Origin of the sequence: Streptomyces sp. NPDC021020, assembly GCF_044333285.1 — a bacterium.
In the GTDB taxonomy this organism is placed as follows: Bacteria; Actinomycetota; Actinomycetes; order Streptomycetales; family Streptomycetaceae; genus Actinacidiphila.
In genome coordinates this window covers 134243-150309 of the sequence record NZ_JBIRQQ010000003.1, presented here as the reverse complement: position 1 = coordinate 150309, position 16067 = coordinate 134243, and the positions used below count along the sequence as shown (strand labels likewise).

Sequence of the window (16067 nt, the reverse complement as noted above, 5' to 3'; positions counted from 1 at the left end):
TGGACCTCCGGGGAGGGTTCGTGAGCCCGTTCGGGACACCTCACCCACTCTGCGGGGTCTTGCGGTGATATGCGGAGTTCGGCTGCTCCGGCCGGGTGGCACACGGGGCGCCGCACAGGCCCGCGGAGCCGAACACCCGCACGGCGGACGGCATTACGTTCCGTAACGGTCAGGGGGATTCGATCAGGACCGTCACCGATTCGCACAGAAACGGTCGGTGCGCCGGAGCGCGTGCGGAGAATCACCACGGCGACGCTGGATCGCCCGCTCCGCCAGCCCATATGATCGCGTGCGAGACGAGCGCGACACGGGGAGCAGGCCATGGGCGGACCCGCGGGCGGCCCCGGCGTCGACCCCGACAGCACAGCACAGGTCATCACACAGAGTCACACGTCTGCCCCACACCCGCGCGGCACCGCAGGTCGCGACGAGGCCGAGCTGCGCGACTACCGGGCCGCCTTCGCCGTGGCGAGGGCCGCGATGGCGCTGCTCTCCCCCGAGGGCGACGTGCTCGCCGCCAACCCGGCGCTCGCCACCCTGCTGGGCGCCGCGCCCGAGCGGCTGGCCGCCGTCGGCGCGGGCCCGCTGCTCGGCCTCGCGGGCGACCCGCACGCCCGCGCCGCCTTCCACGACGTGCTGACCGGCCGCCGCGACAAGCTGCGCTGCACCCGCCGGATCACCCGGCAGGACGACGGCGGCGCCCTCCTCGCCGAGATCACCCTGTCGCGCACCGGCGCCCGCCCGCTGCTGCTGACCGTCGAGGACGTCAGCGAACGGGACGCGCTGCGCGAGCAGTTGCGGCATCTGCGGATGCACGACCCGGTCACCAAGCTGCCCAACCGGGCGCTGTTCTTCGAACGCCTCACCGACGCGTGCGACAGCGCGGCGGGCCGCGGCGCGGGGCGTATCGGCCTGTGCTACCTGGACCTCGACGGCTTCAAGGCCGTCAACGACACCCTCGGCCACCGGGTCGGCGACGAACTGCTCGCCGCCGTCGCCCGCCGGCTCCAGGCCTGCGCCGAGCCCGGCGGGCACCTCGTCGCGCGGCTCGGCGGCGACGAGTTCGCGCTGCTGGTGCGCGACTCCACCGGCACCGGGCAGGCCACCGCGCTGGCCGAATCCGTACTGACGGCCCTCCAGCAGCCCTTCGACATCGCCGGGCAGCGGCTCGCGGTGTCCGCGAGCATCGGCGTCGTCGAGCGCGAGGCGCCCGGCGACTCCGCCACCGGGCTCATGCAGGCCGCCGACACCACGCTGTACTGGGCCAAGGCCGACGGCAAGGCCCGCTGGACGCTCTTCGACCCCGAGCGCAACGAGCACCGCATGACCCGCCAGGCGCTCAGCCGCACCCTGCGGCAGGCCGTCGAGCGCGGCGAGTTCGTGCTCGACTACCAGCCGCTGGTGGCCCTGGACACCGGCGAGCTGCGCGGGGTCGAGGCGCTCGTGCGCTGGGAGCACCCGCACTTCGGGCGGCTGTCGCCGAACCGCTTCATCGGGCTCGCCGAGGAGGACGGCTCGATCGTCCAGCTCGGCCGCTGGGTGCTCGCCGAGGGCTGCCGGCAGGCGCGCGCGTGGCAGCTGGCGTACCCGGACGCGCCGCCCGCGGTCAGCGTCAACGTGGCGGTGCGCCAGATGTGGGATTCCGACCTGGTCGCCGATGTCGCCGCGATCCTCGACGAGACCGGCCTGCCGCCGCGGCTGCTCCAACTGGAGCTCACCGAATCCGCGCTCATGGGCTCCGCGGGGCGCCCGCTCCAGGCGCTGCACGCGCTGCACGAGATGGGCGTGCGCATCGCCATCGACGACTTCGGCACGGGCTACTCCAACCTGGCCTACCTGAGCCGGCTGCCCGTCTCCGCCCTCAAGCTCGACGGCTCCTTCGTCCAGGGCTTCCGCTCCGCCGAGCACCCCAACCCCGCGGACGAGACAATCGTCGAGGCCCTCGTCCAGCTCGCCCACCGCCTGGGCCTGACGGTGACGGCGGAATGCGTCGAGAACGCGGAGCAGGCGGAACGCCTGCGACGTATCGGGTGCGACACCGGGCAGGGGTGGCACTACTCCCGGCCCGTCGCGCCGGAGGCGATTGCTCAGCTCATTCGCTAGCGACGGCTACGGCTGCGCAGGGCGGTAACCACCAGGGGCGCGGGGAACTGCGCGACCAGCCACGACGGCGGGAAGATCGCGCATGCCACCGCAAGTGGCACCCCGGGCGCCGCCGGGCACCCCGAAGGGGCCCGCGTCCTCGGGGGGAGGGAGGACGCGAGCCCCGGGGACGGGGGCCGACCACTCATCAGCCGGCCCCCGCAGGGATCAGCAGGAACCGAGGTCCTGCCAGACTCCCCATTCACCGGTCGTGCCGGGCTCCTCGTTGGTGGTCCACCACTTGGCCTGCCAGTTGTGGCTCTTCCACGAGACCTGGTTGCCGCCGACGTAGACGGCCGAGGCCGACCAGGAGGGCAGGGTGCAGGTGCCGCCCGGCGGAGTGGTCGGGGGCGTGGTCGGAGGAGTGGTGGGGGGCGTCGTCGGCGGGGTCGTCGGCGGCGTCGTGGGCGGAGTGGTCGGCGGGGTGGTGGGCGGGTTCGTCGGGGACGAGCAGCCCGAGGCCGAGCTCTTCGTGGCCGTCACGATCTTGTTGAAGAGGGTGGCCGCCGGGTCCAGGTCGAGCAGCGAGTACATCATCGAGCCGGCGAGCCCGTGGCAGTGCGCGTAATCCGCCTTGGCCTGGATGGACTGGGCGCCGAGGCCGGTCCAGAACTCGTTGCCGTTGTAGAACCAGTTGGACTGCGTGGCCGCGTCGTAGAAGGTGTCGGCGGGGTTGTCGACGACGCCGGTCAGCTCCTTGTAGTACGCGGTGCCCGCGACCTGGCTGATGCCGCGCGCCTGCGACGGCCCGGAGGCCGACGAGTAGAGGCCGTGGTTGCTGCCCGCGGTCACGCCGGTCCACCCGCGGTAGTACGTCGGGTAGCCCATGGTGATCTTGCTCGCGGGGAAGCCGCCGGGGATGCCGTACGCCGAGTTGCCGGACGTCCAGGCCGTGATGGCGTGGTCGACGCTGTACTTCTCGGTGCCCGGGGCGACCGGGGTGGAGGGGTCGCTCGGCGACTGGTACAGCGGGTCCTGGAAGTTGGTGGGCCCGGTGGCGTCCCAGGCGCCGTGCATGTCGTACGTCATGATGTTCGCGTAGTCGAGGTACTGCCCGATCTTGTCGGTCTCGATGTTCGCGATCTTGTCCTGGCCGGACGGCATCGCCGCGGTGAGCAGCATCTTCTTACCGCCGTTGGCCGCGCCGTACGCGTCCAGCTCGGTGCGGAACTCCTGGGCCAGCTTGGTGAAGTTGGCCTTGTCGTTCGGGCTGTAGTGGTTGCCGACGTGGCCGTTCGGCGAGCCCGGGTACTCCCAGTCGAGGTCGAAGCCGTCGAAGATGTTCGCGGCCGCGCCGGTGCCGCCGTAGCCGCCCTGCACGGGGAGGTTGCCCTTGATGAACATGTCGATGCAGGAGCTGACCAGCTTCTTGCGGCTGGCGTCGGTCGCGGCGGCGTCCGAGAAGTACTTCGAGTAGGTCCAGCCGCCGAGCGAGACGACGATCTTCAGCTTCGGGTACTTCGCCTTGAGCTTCTTCAGCTGGTTGAAGTTGCCGACCAGCGGCTGGTCCCAGGTGTCGGCGACACCGTCGACGCTGATGTCCGAGCCGAACGACTTCTGGTAGTCGGCGAAGGCGTCGCCCGCGCCGTCACCGGCGTTGGGGTTGCTCTCGTTCGTGGAGTCGGACGCCTTCGTGGCCTCGAAACACGTGAGGTTCGTCGGGTCGATGTTCTCGAACGAGTAGTTGAGGATGTCGAGCTTGCCGGCGATGCCCTCGGTGTCGAGGTTCTTGGGGTAGAAGGCGTTGCCGTAGATGCTCCACTGGTCGTAGTAGGCGATGTTGACACCGCCACTCGACGCTGCCGCGGCCGCGGCGGGCTGGGCCGCCGTCGACGACGACTCCGCCTGCGCGGTGCCGAGTCCGCCGACGAGCGCGGTGAGCGCGCCGAGGGCGAGCGCGGCGCTCGTGGCCGCGGCCACGAACGCTCTCTTCCTGGACTGCACAAGAACCTCCGGGGGGAGAGGGAGGAACAACAGGGGGCTGCGGGGTATGGATAGTCCCCTGATCAAGTGCACGTCAATGGTCTGAACCAAAGCCAGGACTAGACCAATTTCGGGCCCGGCGCGGCCCGTTGACAGTTCACGACATGAGCAAAGCCGCTCGTCAGCCGGGTGACGAGCGGCTTTGACCCTGTGTGATGCTCAGCCCTGCGGTCAGTTCGGCGTTGGACCACCGGGGCGCGAGTAACCGGTAATTAACTCGCGGCGGCGTCCTTGGGGAGGCCGTACGCGTCCGCGATCAGGTCGTAGGAGCGCAGCCGGACGTCCGGTGTGTGCGCGTTCGCGGTGATCACCAGCTCGTCCGCGCCGGTCCGGGCGACCAGCTCGTCGAGTCCGGTCCGCACCGTCTGCGGGTCGCCGTGGATCACGTTGGCGGTCCACGTCCCCAGGAACTCCTCCTCCATGGGGCTGAACGGATACGCCGCCGCCTCCTCCGGCGTCGGGATCAGCCCCGGCCGGCCCATCCGCAGCCGCAGCATCCCCAGCGCGCCGGCCAGCACCTGGCGGCGGGCCTGCTCCGGGTCCTCGGTCGCCAGCGCCGACACCCCGATCGACGCGTACGGGCGGTCCAACACCTCCGAGGGCCGGAAGGACTCGCGGTAGAGCGCGAGCGCCGGGATCGTGTTCTGCGCGGAGAAGTGGTGCGCGAAGGAGAACGGCAGCCCCAGCGCACCGGCCAGCTGGGCGCTGAAGCCGGACGAGCCCAGCAGCCAGATGCTCGGCCGGTCCGGGGACTGCACCCCGCCGTCCGCACTGCCCTGCACCGGGCCCGGCACCGCATGGATACGGGCGAAGCGGTGGCCGGGCGGGAAGTCGTCGTCCAGGAAGCGGGTCAGCTCGGCGAGCTGCTGCGGGAAGTCGTCGGCGCCCTCGTGCAGGCCCTCGGTACGGCGCAGCGCCGCCGCCGTCGCCCCGTCGGTGCCGGGCGCGCGGCCCAGACCCAGGTCGATCCGCCCCGGCGCGAGCGCCTCCAGGGTGCCGAACTGCTCGGCGATCACCAGCGGCGCGTGGTTGGGCAGCATCACCCCGCCGGAGCCCAGCCGCAGCGTGCGGGTGTGGGCCGCGAGATGGGCCAGGATGACCGCGGGCGAGGAGCTGGCCACGCCGGGCATCGAGTGGTGCTCGGCCACCCACATCCGGTGGTAGCCGCGCGTCTCGGCGGTCCTGGCGATCTCCACGCTGGTGCGCAGCGCGTCGCCCGCCGTGACCCCGGCCCCGACACCCACGAGGTCCAACACCGACAGCGGTACGGGCGCGCTGCCGCGGGCCACCCCGCGGATCCCGTGTCCGGCGGGGCGGCGCTCCCGCTGCCCGCCGCCGTCCGGGCCGCCGCCCGTACGGCCGTCCGTCCCGCCGCTCGTGCCGCCGTCCGCCCGGGCCTGCTCGTCACCCACAGCCGGTGCCTCCTCGTCGCTCTTGCCTGCCGTTCGGCCGCGCGCCGGGCGCGCGGAATACCCCGGGAAAGCACAACCGGAGTGCCCGCGGGGTTGTTCCCGGCCGGAAATCGATGCACCCGGAAATCGGGCAATGCCGCTGGCATATGCCAGACAGGCCCCTTCCTGCATATACGCCTGCGGGCCCGGGAAGAAGCCGTCAACCTCCTCTTCCCATAACGGCTTTGGGGCTATCGTGGAATCCGGTCGACCTGCCGGCTCCACCCGCTTCCGGGCACGAGCCGTGACCAGCAGCGACGACCGGGACGCAAACGGTCACACCTGCAGGGGGCTACCGTGGCGCTTGAGGAGCACCGACAGACCGCGCCGGTCTACGCGGTCCAGCACGCCCTGCGCGTACTGGAGGCCGTCGACGCGCACCGGCACGGCGTCACCGCCGACCAGCTTGCCAGGGAGATCGGGGTGCCCACCGGGTATCTCAACCAACTCCTCGCCATGCTGCGACGCGAGCGTTATCTCGGATTCCTGCCGGGCGGCGGCTACGTCGTCGGCGAGTCCCTCGTGCTGCTCGGCGCCGCCCAGCACGACGACGCGCTCGCCGAAAAACTCCAGGCCATTCTCGTCGAGCTGCGCGACGAGGTCGGCGCCGCCGTCTATTTCAGCCGTTACGACGACGGCGAGGTCAACATCATCGACTTCGCGGCGGGCCCCGGCGCTCCCAAGGTCAACGAGTGGGTCGACTTCCGCTCGGCCGCCCACGCCAGCGCCGTCGGCAAGTGCCTGCTCGCGCAGCTCGACCACAACGGGCGGCTCGAACACCTCTCCCGGCACCGCCCCGCCCGCCTCACCTCGCGCACCGAGATCGACGACCGGGCCCTGCTCACCAAGCTGGAGCGGCAGCCCGCGAGCGTCCCCACGCTCGACCTCCAGGAGTACGCGGTCGGCACGGTGTGCGCGGCGATCCCCGTCACGATAGGCAAGACGGTGGCGTGCCTGGCCCTGTCGATGCCGCTCGCCAAGGCCCACCGGCTGCGCCCCGCCGTCGACACGCTCAACGAGCGGGCCGCGCCCGTGCTGCTCTCGATGAGCATCTGAGCCGCGGCGCGCAATCCGCCGGGAGGGTGGTCATCGGCACCCCTCGGAAGGCCGTATAGTTGACCTCGTTGCGCCGCTAGCTCAGTTGGTTAGAGCAGCTGACTCTTAATCAGCGGGTCCGGGGTTCGAGTCCCTGGCGGCGCACCACCGAGGCCCGTACGTTTCCGCGTACGGGCCTCTTCTGCGTGCGTTCCCGCCTGCTCAGGCCCAGTGGCCGGGGCGGGCGAGACCGTGCGGGAGGCGGGTCGCGCCGTCGCCGGCGGCGCCGCCGAGCTGGGTGGCGGTGACGAAGAGCGCACCGCGCAGGTCGGCGCCGCGCAGGTCCGCGCCGCGGACGTCGGCGCCGATCAGGTCGGCGGACCTCAGGTCCGCGCCCCGCAGGTCGGCACCGACCAGGAGGGCCCCGCGCAATTCCGCGCCCCGCAGGTCCGCGCCGCGCAGCTTCGCCCCCATGAGGTCGGCGCCGCCGAGCGCGCGGGCGCGCGGGAAGCGGGCGCGGGCGAGCGCCGAGGCCTCGCGCAGGACCGGGACGACCCGGGCGCGCTCGGCCGCGACGTCCAGCGCGAGCAGCTCGTCCGCGCCGCCGAGGCTCAGCGCCTCGACCCGCCCGGCCGCCGCCGCGGCGGCCGGGTGCAGCCGCTCGGCGGCGGGCAGGGCGCGTACGTCGGCGAGGTAGCGGAGCAGCTCGTGCAGCTGCCGCACGACCGGGAGCACGGCGAACATGGCCCGCCCGCCGTCCTCGGCGTCGCGCCAGCCGCGCCCGCCGAAGGTGTGCAGGGAGATCTTCTGCCCGGCCCCGAAGCAGTCGTACGCGGTGCAGCCCGCGTAGCCGCGGTCCCGCAGCCGGTCGTGGATCCCGCACCTGTGCGTGCCGTCGAGGTGTTCGCACGCCTCGCCGGGTGCCTTGTCCCGCGGGAAGTCCGCGGAGCGTGTGAACGCGAGGGCGACGCAGCACAGCCCGAAGCACTTCGCGCAATCCGCTTGCAGCGCGTCCACCGTCCCCGGCCCCTTCCGTCGACCCCGGCCCCTATGGTGCCGCACCCCCGCCCTCCGGGCTGCCCCGTCCCTTGCCGCGGGACCTTACGGCCGGTGGTGGGCTGGTCGCGCAGTTCCCCGCGCCCCTGGGTGATTGCCACTTGGCGTGGCATGCGCCGTCCCGGCCGGTGGGGGCTGAGCGCGCAGTTCCCCGCGCCCCTGAAAACGCTCGCCCTCACGCGCAAGGGGCCGCCCCCGCAGGGGGAAGCGCTTGCGGCGCGGGGCAACACACCAGGGGCGCGGGGAACTGCGCGGCCAGCCCACCGCCGGGGGAAGGTCGCGCGTCCCACCGCGAGGGGCAGCTCGGGGCGGCTACGTGCCCGGGAGCGTGGCGGGCTTGGCCGGCGTGTAGAGCCACGTCGTGAAGAAGGCGCCGAGGTCGCGGCCGGACAACCGCTCCGCGAGGGCGCGGAATTCGGCGATCGTGCCGTTGCCGTAGCGGTGCTGCGCGGGCCACGCGCGCAGGAGCTCGCGGAAGGCGTGCTCGCCGATCGTCGTGCGGAGGGCCTGGATGGCGACGGCGCCGCGGTCGTACACCGCGTCGTCGAACTGCTTGTCCGGGCCCGGGTCGCCGGGCTCCACCGTCCAGAAGGGATCGTCCGCCGGGTAGGAGTCGTACGTCTCCCGGGCGGCCTGCTGGGTCGTGGGGCCGCCCTGGTGCTCGGCCCACAGCCAGCTGCCGTACGTGGCGAAGCCCTCGTTGAGCCAGATGTCGGACCACCGCTCCAGCGAGACGTCGTCGCCCCACCACTGGTGCGACAGCTCGTGCGCGACCGTGCCGTTGCCGTCGGCGGTCGCGAAGACCGCGGGGCTGTAGAAGACCCGGGTCTGCGCTTCGAGGGAGAAGTGCGAGGGGACGTCGGGGACGTAGCCGCCCGCCGCGTCGAAGGGGTAGGGGCCGAACCAGGTGCTGAGGAAGTCGATGATGTCCGCGGTCTGCTCGACGCCCTTGCGGGCGTTCGCCGCGGTGGTGGCGGGCAGCGCGGTGCTGTACGCGTTGATGACCGGCACTCCGGCGCGCGTGCGGCTGCGGGTGATGTCGAAGTGGCCGAGGGCGAGCGTGGCGAGGTAGGTGGCCTGCGGGGCGTCCTGCCGCCAGTGGTAGCCGGTCCAGCCGCCCGCGGTGTGCTGCGACACGAGCAGGCCGTTGCTGATGGCCTGCTCGCCCTCGGGGACGCGGACGGTCACGTCGTAGGTGGCCTTGTCCAGCGGGTGGTCGTTGCTGGGGAACCACCACCAGGCCGACTCGGGCTCGTTCGCGGCGACCCCGCCGTCCGCGGTGCGCTGCCAGGACGTGAAGCCGTAGCGCTGCACACCGGAGGGCACACCGGAGTAGGTGACCGTGACGGTGAAGGGCCTGCCGCGCGGGAGGGTGCGGGCGGGGGTGACGACGAGTTCCTGCTCACCGCTGGTCGCGAAGCGCGCGGGGCGGCCGTCGACGGTGACCTTGCCGACCGTGAGGGCGAAGTCCAGGTCGAAGGAGGTCAGGCCCTGGGTGGCGGTGGCCCGGATCGTGGCGGTGCCGGAGAGGGTGTCGGTCGCGGGCTGGTAGCGCAGGTCGAGGTCGTAGTGGGAGACGTCGTAGCCGCCATTTCCGTACGTGGGGTAGTACGGATCGCCGATGCCGGGGGCGCCGGGTCCGGCGGACGCGGCGGACGCGGGGATCACCAGCAGGTAGCCGAGTACGGCGGCGGTGGCGGTCGCGAGCAGGCTCTTTCGCACCGAGTGTCCTCCCGTGCGGGACGTGATGGACTGACAGGGACACGTCGACCGTAGGGAGCGGACCCGCTCCCCTGCCACCCCATCGCCCCCATCTGTCGCAGAAACTTCACCCGGCGCAACACATGACGCCCCCTCACCGTCAGATGACGTGCCGTCACCCGCGCGGCGCGGGAACCTCACCGCCGTCCGGGCCGTTCCGGGGTGGAGCGGTGTCGATCACCCGGGCGGAGCGCTGCCGCCACGGGTACGGGCGGATAGGTTCACCATGTGAAGATTGTCTGGTTGAGGAAGGCCCTCCTGCGGGTGGAGGGCGAGTATCTGGCCCGCCTGGGCCTTTCGCTGCCGCTGGCGACCATCGGGCTCGTCGTCGTCGCGGACCTGATCGCCGGGCGCGACCACTTCCTCACCCCGGGCATCGTGGTCGCCCCGCCGCTCGCCGCGATCACCGTCAGCTGGCGCAAGACGGCCTTCATCGGCGTGCTGGGCCTTTTCGTGCAGGCCGCGCTCGCCCCGTACGACGGCATCACCGACATCCCCGACCACGACGTCTTCTTCGGCCAGGCCTTCGCGTACGCGCTCGTCAGCCTCTTCAGCGTCTACATCGCGTGGCGGCGGGAGACGGGGGCGAAGGCCTTCACCGCGATCGCGTCCGTCGCCGAGGCCGCGCAGCACGCGCTGATGCGCCCGCCCGCCCCGCGGGTCGGCCCGGTCCGGCTCGCGGTGCGGTACGTGTCCGCCGCGGACGCCGCGCAGATCGGCGGCGACCTCTACGCGGTACTGGAGACCCCGCACGGGGTGCGGGCCCTCATCGGCGACGTGCGCGGCAAGGGCCTCGCCGCGGTGCAGACCTCGGCGGTCGTGCTGGGCGCCTTCCGTGAGGCCGCGTTCGACGAGGGCGGGCTCGACACGGTCGCCCGGCGGGTCGACACCAGCGTGGGGCGGCACGTCACCACCGGGGATTTCATCACCGCGCTCTTCGCCCAGTTCGACACGCCGGGCTCCGTCGAGCTGCTGCACTACGGCCATGTGGCGCCGCTGCGGGTCGCGCGCGACGGGGTGGTCGAGACGCTCGACCCGCCCGAGCCGTGGGCCCCGCTCGGCCTCGCCGATCTCGTCCCGGGCGACGACGGGCCCGTCGCGTGGCGGGTGCCGCTCGTCCTGGGGGATGTCCTGGTGCTCTGCACGGACGGCGTGATCGAGGCGCGCAGCCCGATCGACGGCACGTTCTACCCGCTGGCGGAGCGGGTGGGGCCCATCGTCGTCGGCGCCGACCACGATCTCGACGCCGCGGTGGAGCGCGTCTTCGCCGACCTCCTCCGGCACGCGGGCGGCTCCCTCTCCGACGACGTCGTCCTCCTGCTGCTGGCCCCCCAGCCCCGCGCCCTCCCCGTCCACCCGCCGGACCCGCCGCTGCCGGGGTAGCCGGGGTAGCCGGGGTAGGGCCCGGCGCGGGGTCAGGCGACGCCGTAGCGGGCCGCGATGCCCGCGATGACGAGTTCGAGGCCGTCGGTGAAGTGGGCGTCGTAGTCGGCGAAGATGTCCGCCCCGGCCGCCGCGGACAGCGGGAAGTCCGCCATGGCGCGGGCGCGCTCGTCGACGTCGAAGCCCTCGCGGCGCTCGTCCGGCATGGGCTGCACGCCCTGCTCCTCGATGACGAAGCCGAGCGTGTAGAGGTAGCTGGTGGAGGTGGCGCGGACGGCCTGGGTGAGGGTGAAGCCCGCCGCGGTGAACAGGCGCAGGGTGGCCTCCATCTCCTTGACGTGCTCGTTTCCGGTGAAGCGCGAGCCGCTGAAGACGCGGGCGCCGTCGCGGTAGCCGCGCAGCGCGTCGCGCAGGCCGTGGTTGGCCTTGCGCAGCCGCTCCTGCCAGGTGTCGGCGGGGTCGAGGGCCGACCCGGCGACCATCCGCCGGTACATCTGCGTGGCCATCTCGTCGAGCAGCGCCTGCTTGTCCTTGAAGTGCCAGTACAGCGCGGGCGCCTTGACGCCCAGTTCGCGGCCGATGGCGCTCACCGTCAGGCCGTCGAGCCCGACCCGGTTGAGCAGGTCGAGCGCGGCGTCGGCGACCCGGGTGCGGTCGAGGGGGAGTCGGGGGGCGGCGTTCACGCTTGACAGTTTAACGCCGTTAAGGGCAGCCTGGGGGCATCGCAATTTAACGGCGTTAAGGAGATGGGTGGCATGGGGGACCGGACGTACGTGGACGCGGACGTGCTGGTGGTGGGCGCGGGCCCGAGCGGGCTCGCGCTCGGCGTCGACCTCGCCCGGCGCGGGGTGGACGTGCTGGTCGCCGAGCGCGGGGCGGGCCTCGCCCCCGGCTCGCGCGGCAAGGGCATCCAGCCGCGCACGATGGAGGTCTTCGACGACCTCGGCGTCATGGACGCGATCCGCGCGGCGGGCGGCGCCTACCCGCTCGGGGCCGTCTGGCAGGACGGCGCGATCGTCACCCGGCGCCCGATGTTCGACCCGTCCGAGGAGGACGAGTCGTCGCCCTACGCCGACCCGTGGATGGTGCCGCAGTGGCGCACCCAGCAGATCCTGCTGGCCCGGCTGGAGGAGCTGGGCGGCCGCGTCTCCTTCGGCCGCGAGGTCACCGGCCTCGCCCAGGACGCGGACGCGGTGACCGTACGCCTCGCGGACGGCGGCGAGCTGCGCGCCCGCTACGCCGTGGGCGCGGACGGCGGCCGCTCCGCGGTGCGCGGGGCGCTCGGCGTCGGCATGGCCGGGGAGACGGTCGACCCGCAGCCCCTGCTCGTCGCCGACGTCCGGATCAGCGGCCTGGACCGCGAGCACTGGCACATCTTCCCGCCCGCGGGCGACACCGGCTTCATGGTCGCCTGCCCGCTCGCCGGGACGGACGACTTCCAGCTCGTCGCCCAGTTCGCCGAGGGCACGGAGGTGGACCTCTCGCTCGACGGCGTCCGCACGCTCGTCGCGGCCCGCTCGCACCTGGCCGCGGGCGACGTCACCGCGCTGTCCTGGGCCTCCGACTTCCGCCCGCGCGCCGCACTCGCCGACCGCTTCCGCGACGGCCGGGTCTTCCTCGTCGGCGACGCCGCCCACGTCCACTCCCCCGCCGGGGGCCAGGGCCTCAACACCAGCGTGCAGGACGCGTACAACCTCGGCTGGAAGCTCGGCGCGGTGCTGCGCGGCGGCGCGCCCAAAGCGCTGCTCGACACCTACGAGGAGGAGCGCCGCCCGGTCGCCGCCGACATGCTCGGCCTCTCCACGCGCATCCACCGCGGCGAGGCCCGCCGCGGCGCCGCCACCCGCCAGCTCGGCCTGGGCTACCCCGTCTCCTCCCTCACCACCGAGACCCGCCCCACCCCCGGCCCCCTGCGCGCGGGCGACCGTGCCCCCGACGCCCTCGTCTCCGGCACCCGCCTGCTGGACGCCTTCCGCGGCCCCCACTGGACCCTCCTGACCACCGGCGAGGACGCCCCACCCCCGTACGGCCCCGGCGTCTTCCTCGTCCGCCCCGACGGCTACGTGGGCTGGGCGGGCCCGACGGAGGACGGCCTCACCGCCTACACCGCCAAGGTGGGCTCCCCCGAGCCCGTGCGGGTGCCGGCCGCCCGCTGATCAGCGCGTCGCCCGCTCCAGGGCGAGGATCACCGACTCGTACGGCTCGCCCGTGGCGCGGGACATGCCGACCTCGCACATGCGGTTGGCGCACAGGTAGGCGCCGTAGGGGCGGGCGGCGACCTCGTCGGCCTCGGGGCGGGTCGCGGACGCGGTCAGCTCCTCGTGGAGCATGCCGCGGTCGCCCGCGAAGCCGCAGCAGCCCGCGTCGTCGGGGGTGACGACCTCGCGGGCGAGGGCGGCGGCGACGGTGGCCAGCGCCGGGACGGGGGCGCCCAGGTGGTGGGCGGAGCACGTGGGGTGGAGGACCGCGGAGTCCAGCGGGGCGGTCACGGTGAGGCGGGGCAGGACGTGCTCGGCGGCCCACACGGTGGAGTCCAGGACGGTCAGCTCGCCGTGCAGCTCGCGGTTGGCGTCGGTGAGGTAGGGGACGACCTCGCGGGCGAGGCCGAGCGTGCAGGACGTCGCGTCCACGACGAGGGGGAGCCGGCCGCCGCCGGTCCACGCCCAGGCCTGCTCGACGACGCGGTTGGCCATGAGCGCGTTGCCGGCCGCGTAGCCCTTGGAGTGCCAGATGGTGGCGCAGCAGGTGCCGGTGACGTCGGGGGGTATCCACACCGGCAGGCCCGCGCGGGCCGAGACGGTGACCAGGGCGCGCGGCAGCCAGCCCGCCCCCTCGTCCGCGGGGCCGAAGACGCGGTTGACGCACGCCGGGTAGTAGACGGCCCGCGCGCCGTCCCGCGCCGTACGGGGCAGGGCGCCGGGCGCCGCGCCGGGGATCTCCGGCAGCCACTCGGGTATCAGCTCGCGGCCCGCCGCCCGCCGCGCCAGCGAGGTGGCGGCGGTCAGCGGGCGGTCGCCGACCCGGCCGCGCACCGCGTCGGCGGCGGCGACCGCGCCGCGGGCGGCGCGCTCCCCCGCGCCCCAGTGCCGCGCGGCGGACGCGGCGGCGCGCTCCTGCACACGGCTGTGCCGGGCGTGCCGGAAGGCCTTCATCATCGCGCCGGTGTCGATGCCGACCGGGCAGGCGAGCTTGCAGCTCGAATCCCCGGCGCAGGTGTCGACGGCGGCGTAGCCGTACGCGTCCAGCAGCGCGCCGAGGACGGCGGAGTCGGCGCCCTGGCGCAGCATCTCGCGGCGCAGCACGATGCGCTGGCGCGGGGTGGTGGTCAGGTCGCGGCTGGGGCAGACGGGTTCGCAGAAGCCGCATTCGATGCACGGGTCGGCGACCGCCTCGATCGCCGGGATCGTCTTGAGGCCGCGCAGGTGGGCGCGCGGGTCGCGGTCCAGGATCACGTGCGGGGCGAGCACGCCCCCGGGGTCGAGCAGCGCCTTGACCCGCCACATGAGCGCGGTCGCCGCCGGGCCCCACTCCTGCTCCAGGAAGGGCGCGATGTTGCGGCCGGTGCCGTGCTCGGCCTTCAGGGAGCCGTCGAAGCGCTCGGTGACGGTGCGGCAGAAGTCGGCCATGAAGGCGCCGTAGCGCTCGACGTCCTCCGGCCGGGCGGCGTCGAAGGTGAGCAGGAAGTGCAGGTTGCCGTGCGCGGCGTGGCCCGCGACGGCGGCCTGGAAGCCGTGCCGCCGCTGGAGGTCGAGCAGCTCCTCGCACGCCTCGGCGAGCCGCCCCGGCGGCACGGCGAAATCCTCGGTGATCAGGGTGGTGCCGGACGGGCGCGCCCCGCCGACCGCCGTGACGAACGCGGTGCGCGCCCGCCACAGCGCGGCGATCCGCTCCCGGTCGCGCGTGAAGCCGCCGTAGCCCTCCCCGGCGGGGACGGGCGCGACGAGGCCGAGGTCGGCGCAGACGTGCCCGGCGGCCCGCTCGTACGCGGCGAGCTGCGTGTCGTCCGCGGCGCGGAATTCGACCAGCAGCGCCGCGCAGCTCTCCGGCAGCCGCGCCCACTCCTTCGGTACGCCCGGCACCGCGGTCACCGCCCGCAGCACGTTGCCGTCCATCAGCTCCACCGCCTCCGCCCCGGCCTGCGCGAAGTGCGGCACGGCGGCGGCCGCGGCGGGCAGCGACGGGAAGAACAGCAGGCCCGCGGTCGCGGCGGGGCGCAGCGGCAGCGTCCGGTAGACCGCCTCGGCGACGAAGCCGAGCGTGCCCTCCGAGCCGATCATCAGGCCGCGCAGGATCTGGGCGGGGCTGTCGGCGTCGAGGAAGGCGTCCAGCCGGTAGCCGTTGGTGTTCTTGACCGCGAGTTTCGCCCGGATGCGGGCGGTCAGCTCCGCGTCGGCCTCGATCTCGTCGCGCAGGTCCAGCAGGCCCTGGTAGATGTCCGGCTCGGCGGCGGCGAGGGCCGTGTCGGCCTCCGGGTCGGCGGTGTCGACGACCGTGCCGCTCGGCAGCACGACCGTCAGCGAGGCGACCGTGCGGTAGGAGTCGCGGGTGGTGCCCGCGGTCATGCCGGAGGCGTTGTTGGCCAGCACGCCGCCGACGGTCGCGGCGCTCGCGCTCGCCGGGTCCGGCCCCAGCACCCGCCCGTGCCGGGCGAGCGCGGCGTTCGCGCGGGCCAGCACGGTGCCGGGCAGGATGCGGGCGCTGGCGCCGTCCGCCGCCACCTCCACGCCGGTGAAGTGGCGGCGGACGTCGACGAGGATGTCCTCGCCCTGCGCCTGCCCGTTCAGGCTCGTGCCCGCGGCCCGGAAGACCAGATGGCGGCGCTCGGACCGGGCGAAGCCCAGCAGCCGGACGACGTCCTGCACACTTTTGGGCACCACGACGGCCTGCGGCACGAAGCGGTAAGGGCTCGCGTCGGACGCGTACGCCACGAGGTCGGTGAGGCCGCTCAGGACCCGGTCCTCGCCCAGCAGCCGGACGAGCCCGGTCCGCAGCTCGGCGGGCGTGCCGCCCGCGAGGGTCTCCACCACCCGGTCCGGCGCGGCCTCCCCCGCGGGGGACGGCCGCAGCGCGGCGCCGCCCTTCGGTTCACGCACGGGCATGGGGACCTCCTCGGCGGGCGGCCCCGGGGGGCCGGACCAGGCGGAGAAACATTCCTTTCCTACCGCTCGGTGAGGATATGCCCGGGTGGTGCGGGTCGCGCGGGCTCCGCCCGCCGGTCTCCGTCCTGCGACGGAGGCGGAAGCGCCGGTCAGCGGC

General features: G+C 73.8%; 10 protein-coding genes, 1 tRNA gene and 1 pseudogene. 6 read left to right on the top strand and 6 right to left on the bottom strand.

Going from position 1 to position 16067, the window contains the following annotated elements; translation table 11 throughout:
* The first annotated feature begins 321 nt into the window (after positions 1-321).
* Together ACH4SL_RS09120 and ACH4SL_RS09115 are read left to right on the top strand one after the other, a co-directional pair.
* Positions 322-2103, top strand: a complete 1782-nt coding sequence (locus ACH4SL_RS09120) for a putative bifunctional diguanylate cyclase/phosphodiesterase (RefSeq protein ID WP_398442896.1) — start codon at positions 322-324, stop codon at positions 2101-2103.
* Positions 2104-2461: 358 nt separating this feature from the next.
* Positions 2462-2710, top strand: a complete 249-nt coding sequence (locus ACH4SL_RS09115) for a glycine zipper domain-containing protein (protein ID WP_398444059.1) — start codon at positions 2462-2464, stop codon at positions 2708-2710.
* On the opposite strand, the pseudogene ACH4SL_RS09110 reads toward ACH4SL_RS09115, so the two are convergent.
* Positions 2677-4062, bottom strand: a pseudogene (locus ACH4SL_RS09110) (glycoside hydrolase family 18 protein); the annotation flags it as partial. The gene ACH4SL_RS09115 and the pseudogene ACH4SL_RS09110 overlap by 34 nt on opposite strands.
* Before the next feature lie 275 nt (positions 4063-4337).
* Entirely contained in the window at positions 4338-5423 is a 1086-nt protein-coding gene (locus ACH4SL_RS09105; RefSeq protein WP_398444057.1) for an LLM class flavin-dependent oxidoreductase, read from the bottom strand.
* Between the two features lie 450 nt (positions 5424-5873).
* Between ACH4SL_RS09105 and ACH4SL_RS09100 the strand changes: the two genes are divergently transcribed.
* Together ACH4SL_RS09100 and ACH4SL_RS09095 are read left to right on the top strand one after the other, a co-directional pair.
* Complete coding sequence (locus ACH4SL_RS09100) at positions 5874-6632, top strand: IclR family transcriptional regulator (RefSeq protein ID WP_398442894.1); 759 nt, start codon at positions 5874-5876, stop codon at positions 6630-6632.
* Positions 6633-6702: 70 nt separating this feature from the next.
* A tRNA-Lys gene (locus ACH4SL_RS09095) sits at positions 6703-6779 on the top strand.
* Between the two features lie 54 nt (positions 6780-6833).
* Here ACH4SL_RS09095 and ACH4SL_RS09090 read toward each other — a convergent pair.
* Positions 6834-7628, bottom strand: coding sequence for a pentapeptide repeat-containing protein (locus ACH4SL_RS09090; RefSeq protein ID WP_398442892.1), 795 nt, complete (start codon positions 7626-7628; stop codon positions 6834-6836).
* 351 nt (positions 7629-7979) lie between these two features.
* Positions 7980-9389: a M1 family metallopeptidase gene (locus tag ACH4SL_RS09085; RefSeq protein ID WP_398442890.1), complete on the bottom strand. Its 1410-nt coding sequence runs from the start codon at positions 9387-9389 to the stop codon at positions 7980-7982.
* Positions 9390-9671: 282 nt separating this feature from the next.
* Between ACH4SL_RS09085 and ACH4SL_RS09080 the strand changes: the two genes are divergently transcribed.
* The gene (locus tag ACH4SL_RS09080; protein WP_398442888.1) at positions 9672-10811 is read left to right on the top strand and encodes a PP2C family protein-serine/threonine phosphatase; all 1140 of its coding nucleotides are present in this window, start codon (positions 9672-9674) and stop codon (positions 10809-10811) included.
* Positions 10812-10843: 32 nt separating this feature from the next.
* Here the strand turns inward: ACH4SL_RS09080 and ACH4SL_RS09075 are convergent, their stop codons facing one another.
* The gene (locus ACH4SL_RS09075) at positions 10844-11494 is read right to left on the bottom strand and encodes a TetR/AcrR family transcriptional regulator C-terminal domain-containing protein (RefSeq protein ID WP_398442886.1); all 651 of its coding nucleotides are present in this window, start codon (positions 11492-11494) and stop codon (positions 10844-10846) included.
* A gap of 90 nt (positions 11495-11584) precedes the next feature.
* On the opposite strand from ACH4SL_RS09075, the gene ACH4SL_RS09070 reads away from it, so the two are divergent.
* A complete protein-coding gene (locus ACH4SL_RS09070) occupies positions 11585-12967 on the top strand; it encodes an FAD-dependent monooxygenase (protein ID WP_398444054.1) in 1383 nt (460 codons plus the stop codon).
* Here ACH4SL_RS09070 and ACH4SL_RS09065 read toward each other — a convergent pair whose 3' ends face one another.
* Positions 12968-15910 (bottom strand): FAD-binding and (Fe-S)-binding domain-containing protein, encoded by a 2943-nt coding sequence (locus ACH4SL_RS09065; RefSeq protein ID WP_398442884.1) that lies wholly within the window; start codon positions 15908-15910, stop codon positions 12968-12970.
* Positions 15911-16067 lie beyond the last annotated feature (157 nt).

Coding starts and splice junctions, on each gene's coding strand:
- ACH4SL_RS09120 (WP_398442896.1), top strand. CDS start 322: ATGGGCGGACCCGCGGGCGGCCCCGGCGTCGACCCCGACAGCACAGCA.
- ACH4SL_RS09065 (WP_398442884.1), bottom strand. CDS start 15,910: ATGCCCGTGCGTGAACCGAAGGGCGGCGCCGCGCTGCGGCCGTCCCCC.